General features: G+C 37.5%; 8 protein-coding genes. 1 reads left to right on the top strand and 7 read right to left on the bottom strand.

All coding sequences use genetic code 11. From position 1 onward, the window contains the following. Nucleotides 1-13: 13 nt before the first annotated feature. The 7 genes from LE180_RS06135 to LE180_RS06105 all read right to left on the bottom strand — a co-directional run bounded on the left by LE180_RS06135 (nt 14) and on the right by LE180_RS06105 (nt 3,971). Entirely contained in the window at nt 14-484 is a 471-nt protein-coding gene (locus LE180_RS06135) for a hypothetical protein (protein WP_374134575.1), read from the bottom strand. An 814-nt stretch (nt 485-1,298) separates the two neighbouring features. Next, nucleotides 1,299-1,538 (bottom strand): hypothetical protein, encoded by a 240-nt coding sequence (locus LE180_RS06130; protein WP_374134574.1) that lies wholly within the window; start codon nt 1,536-1,538, stop codon nt 1,299-1,301. 130 nt (nt 1,539-1,668) lie between these two features. Next, nucleotides 1,669-1,821, bottom strand: a complete 153-nt coding sequence (locus LE180_RS06125; protein ID WP_374134573.1) for a hypothetical protein — start codon at nt 1,819-1,821, stop codon at nt 1,669-1,671. 67 nt (nt 1,822-1,888) lie between these two features. Then, nucleotides 1,889-2,509: a hypothetical protein gene (locus LE180_RS06120; protein WP_374134572.1), complete on the bottom strand. Its 621-nt coding sequence runs from the start codon at nt 2,507-2,509 to the stop codon at nt 1,889-1,891. 443 nt (nt 2,510-2,952) lie between these two features. Beyond that, nucleotides 2,953-3,459, bottom strand: coding sequence for a DJ-1/PfpI family protein (locus LE180_RS06115; protein ID WP_374134571.1), 507 nt, complete (start codon nt 3,457-3,459; stop codon nt 2,953-2,955). An 82-nt stretch (nt 3,460-3,541) separates the two neighbouring features. After that, nucleotides 3,542-3,628, bottom strand: a complete 87-nt coding sequence (locus LE180_RS06110) for a hypothetical protein (protein WP_374134576.1) — start codon at nt 3,626-3,628, stop codon at nt 3,542-3,544. Between the two features lie 22 nt (nt 3,629-3,650). Further along, nucleotides 3,651-3,971: a peptidylprolyl isomerase gene (locus LE180_RS06105; protein ID WP_374134570.1), complete on the bottom strand. Its 321-nt coding sequence runs from the start codon at nt 3,969-3,971 to the stop codon at nt 3,651-3,653. Between the two features lie 578 nt (nt 3,972-4,549). On the opposite strand from LE180_RS06105, the gene LE180_RS06100 reads away from it, so the two are divergent. Further along, the coding region (locus LE180_RS06100; RefSeq protein ID WP_374134569.1) for a hypothetical protein at nt 4,550-4,737 on the top strand (188 nt) is incomplete at its 3' end.

Genomic DNA, 4,737 nt, shown 5'->3' with positions numbered 1-4,737 from the left:
AATTTATCAAAACCTATAAATAGAAACAAAAGAGGAAATAATATGATGACATTACATTTAAGAAAATGTGTAAGCTTGTTTGTTTGCCTTTCTCCCGCTCCTTCTTTTCTCTTAGTTTCATAGGAAGACATGCATCTTTTGATTTATCGCTTGATTCATTGCACGGTACCGGGGTCACGCCAATTTCAAAATCTTTACAATCTTTACCTAGTTCGTTGCACAGCTCAACTTTTTTCAACTCACACGGAGAGTTATCTTTTTTTGTACACGTTGCCTTGCCGTTCTTTTTTACACAATTCATGTCACCTATACGTGTAATAGGCTCTCCTACCTTCACAATAACATTACCCTTATTTGAACATATGTCATAAGCCAACTTTACTTTATTTCTAGCTAACTTGTTATTGGAGTTTGAGCATGCCGAAAGGAGCAGAGAAAGGCAAACAAACAAGCTTACACATTTTCTTAAATGTAATGTCATCATATTATTTCCTCTTTTGTTTCTATTTATAGGTTTTGATAAATTTAGAGATTAAGAGAATGTGGACTATGTATCGCTTCACGTGAAATTTCCCTCTTTTATTTTAGCGCCACTTTTTTTGTTTTGCATTTATAAAAAAATCAACTATACCAAATCAAAACTTTTGACAAATCAAGCTACAACTATCGTAATTATATCAAATTTTTTAACAATTTAATCTAAAATCATCAAAGATTATAATCTAAAATCAATCAAAAGATCCCCAAAAAACGGCTAATGTGACTTTATAGTAAAGAGCCAATGACTTAAGGAACTAAGTTCCCAAGGGACAAAGTCCCGGGGGACAATTTTTTAAAGAAACACTATCTCAAAAGGAACAAAGTTCCAATGAACAAAGTTCGGAACTAAGTTCCCAAATCAGCTCACATGGAGAAGCATATGAGTAGCATTATATCATGACATACAGAGAAACGCAAGTGTAACGACCTGGAACTAAGTTCCCTTGTGCCTTGCAGTTATAACCCGCGCAAAATAAACGATAAAGTAAAAATTGACCTTACAAAGTCGAGGACTCTGTCCTTTAAGACGTTCAATTTAGCGGAAATTCCTGTAATAAACCTAGACAACCAAATTCGCAAAGGGAAAAGGGACATTTTTAAAACAATTTCACAGCGAAGAAGTTTTAACGAATGGAACGATTTTAAAGCTATAAGGTTTCAAAGGTACAACGCGAAACAGAACGGCTGATTTTGTATTTTAGGTTACATTCCTCAAGCATTCTGCCATTTTCGCCATATTGCTACATTAAACAGACAGATTAGTCCCCTCCCCTTCCCCTCAGCTTCTCTATACCCGCTTTCGCCGTCTTTAATATCTCCTCATTAGATATAGCACACTTCTTCTCAACGTACTTCGCCCACTTCCTCAGCAACGCCTTTATCAACTTTCTCACTAGTATCTTATGTTCCCTCGACTTCTCCATCCCCATTTCCGCCGTCACCCCCGGCATTTTCATCGCCTTCCTCAGCACCACCTTCTTAATCGCCATTATTTCCATCTTTGTCGTCTCCATCACAGCCGGACTCGGCAATATTTCTTCCCTCTCCTCAATTACTGTCTCCTCTCACGCCACCAACCCCACCTTCGCCACCTTCCTCGCCAGCTTAGCTACCGACAAACCATTAGCATCATTCTTCAGCCGCCACTTCTCCAGATTCCCCATCATCACCGGTAGCGCCTCCGCAACAGCTTCCGCAAACCCCCGCTGACTTCGTTGCTTTCATCGTCACTTTTATTCTTGTCGACGCCTCCGCCTTCTCCGTCGCCTTCGCTCTCGCCACTTTCCTCTTTCTCTTTCTCTTTCCCTTCTTTCGCCTTCGGCTTCTTCTCCTATGCTTTCTTCTCTGCTTATTGCTTCTTCTGCTCCGCTCCTTTCTTCTTCCCTTCCTCGCCAGCGCTGTCGCCTTTGCCATCTTTGTCGGTGCCTGTGCCGGTGAGTGTGTCTTTGCCTCCGCCTTCGTTGTTGTTGACAATGATGTTGTTGCCGTTGTCGGCGTTGGCGTTGACATTGTCTTGCGCCGGTTGTTGTTGAGTTGAAGACTTCTTCCTCCACTTATACCAAACCCCCACAGCAACTGTTCCCAAAACTACGACTGTGATGCCTATGCCTATGCTTACTGCCAATCTTTTTGGCGTTACGCTAAATCCTCCGACTTTCCCGATTTCACGGTCCGATGTGATAGTTCCCCACGTATCCCTGGGAACACTGCACCATTTATGTTTATCGCAGAAGGAGTTACCGGAATTGTGTGGTAATAGTTCTTCCTCTTTTTCATCTTCTACGATTGTTGTTGTCTGTTCTTCTTCTCCTACTTCAACTTTAGTGTTTCTAGTGAACTCGCCAGCTTTGCTAGATTTATCGGGCGAGCATGCCGAAACGAGCAGAGAAAGGCAAACAAACAAGCTTACACATTTTTTTAAACGTAATGTCATCATATTATGTCTTCTTTTTAAGAGTAATGTCATCATACTATTTCCTATTTTGTTTCTATCTATAGGTTTTGATAAATTTAGATTTAGATATTAGGGAAATGTGAGCTATATATTGCTTCACGTGAAAATTCCCCCTTTTTATTTTAGCGCCACTTTTTTAAAGAAACACTATAGTGCTGGATAACAATCTCGCCAAATTTTTTGATTATGCAGTAAAATTATGTACAATAAATATAACAGTTTTGTCGTTGGTTTGCAATAAGAACTTACAAACTGCTTACAAAGTGGGCAAAGTCATATATAAAATCAATACGCATGTCGTCAAGTTATTTTAGAACTTGCCTCAACTGTCGACACAATTATTAACGAAAGAAACGGAAGTTTAAAAATATTTAAAATATCCGAATTACTTTCATATTCATTTAGCAAAAAAGATTTAAAAAAATGAAAAAAAGAATATTTTTATTAGATTATTATTTTTAATTAAGCGCTTTCAAAATAGCTTTACCAAAGTCTTCCGCAATTTCGGGACCATTTGCCGTAATAATGTTTCCGTCAATTTCTAAAGGTTTTCCTGTATATAATGCGCCGGCTTTTATTAAAGACTCTTTACCGTCAACAAAGACAGTTGCTTTTTTACCTTTCAAAACTCCCGCATTTGCAAGTGTAACGCTTGCTATACATATTGCAGCTGTCGGTTTCCCTTGTTTGAAAAAATCGTTTGCAAGACTTAAAGCGGATTCATTATCAAAAAAAACGCTAGCGCCACCGCCTCCGATAAAGACTATTGCGTCAAAGTCGTTAGAGGAAACGTTTTCAATTAAAAGGGCGCTTGTTGCTTTAAAACCAAATTTTCCTACAAGCTCTCCGATTTTTGTACTTGCTGTTATGACTTCAACGCCGGCGTTTTCAAGCGCTTGTTTGGGTTTGTAATATTCCTCATCTCTAAAAACTTCAGAAGCTGTTATAAATACAACTCTTTTCATTGAGATTCCTTTTTTTCAGTAGTTACATTTTTAATCAACACGAGATCAATTGGCTTATCTGAGAAATCAAGTTCCGTTCTTTCTATTTTTTTATTATATCCAATCCTTCGGCAACTTGTCTGAAAATTGTATGATTATCGTTAAGCCATGGGGTTGAAACTTCTGTTATAAAAAATTGCGAACCATTTATGTTATATCATGCATTTGCCATCGCCAAAATACCGGGGTTTACCAAACCTTAACGATGAATCTATTTCATCTTTAAACTTGTACCCAGGACCACCCGCACCTGTTCCCAGCGGATCTTCGCTTTGTATCATAAACTCTGAGATAACTCTGTGAAAAATCAATCCGTCATAAAATTTCCTTTTTACTACCTTGCCTGTTTTAGAATCTGTAAATTCTTTCGTTCCTTCCGAAAGCTCAACAAAATTTGCTACAATTAAAGAGGCAATTTTTGGAAGAAGTTTAATTTTGATTGTTCCTAAAGATGTTCCGATTACCGCGTTCATTTTAGATTCTCCCTATTTTTAATCCTAAACTTGAGACAATTATACCAAATTTTATTAGATATCATGTTGAAAATTTTTCCGTATTTTTGTCAGACAAAACAAAAGTACCAAGAATTCTTGTCGCTGAGCGCATTCTCTATCTCGCGCTCTAGGACAGCAGAATTGCAACTACAAGTCACTAAAACTCAAAGCGAATAAATACTCCATTATTTTTTAGTATCTTTTTAAACAATCTGGCAAAAACGCGGATGGCATTTGCAGATATAGAATTAGTTGTATAAAATAAAAGGTGTGAACAGAATAGGCAAAGAGAAGAGGTAACAATGTTGCTCTGCAAACAACGATAGGCATTGCAGTAGCAGCTTGAATTGTTGGGATGCTTTTATTTACGAGTTGTGCATTTGTATAATTTTTAAAGTTGAAATGTTAAAAGTAATGGATTAAATTTGTATAATGACAATAGTTATAATTGATTATTTAGAAGAGTACGAAAATAGAGTTTAGATTCTGAAGTACAAAGTAAGAAAAGTAAGAAGGATTTAAAGAGTCTAGACTACAAGAACGAAAGAGGATTTAGAATGATTAATTTCAAGAAGATGGTAAGCGTAGTTGTAGTATTTAGTTTGGTGTTGAGTTCATGCGGAGGAAACAAGAATAGTGAGAGCGGGGTAAGTGGGCTAGGAAGGAATGTAGAGTTGAGTATATTTGAGAACGACATTAAAACTGTTGGGACAGCAGAGGATGTAGTGCAAGATGGATCGACTAT

The sequence above is a fragment of the Candidatus Endomicrobiellum pyrsonymphae genome, assembly GCF_020328025.1.
In the GTDB taxonomy this organism is placed as follows: Bacteria; Elusimicrobiota; Endomicrobiia; order Endomicrobiales; family Endomicrobiaceae; genus Endomicrobiellum; species Endomicrobiellum pyrsonymphae.
The sequence above is the reverse complement of the archived record's forward strand: the minus strand, read 5'-3'. Positions and strand labels throughout refer to the sequence as shown.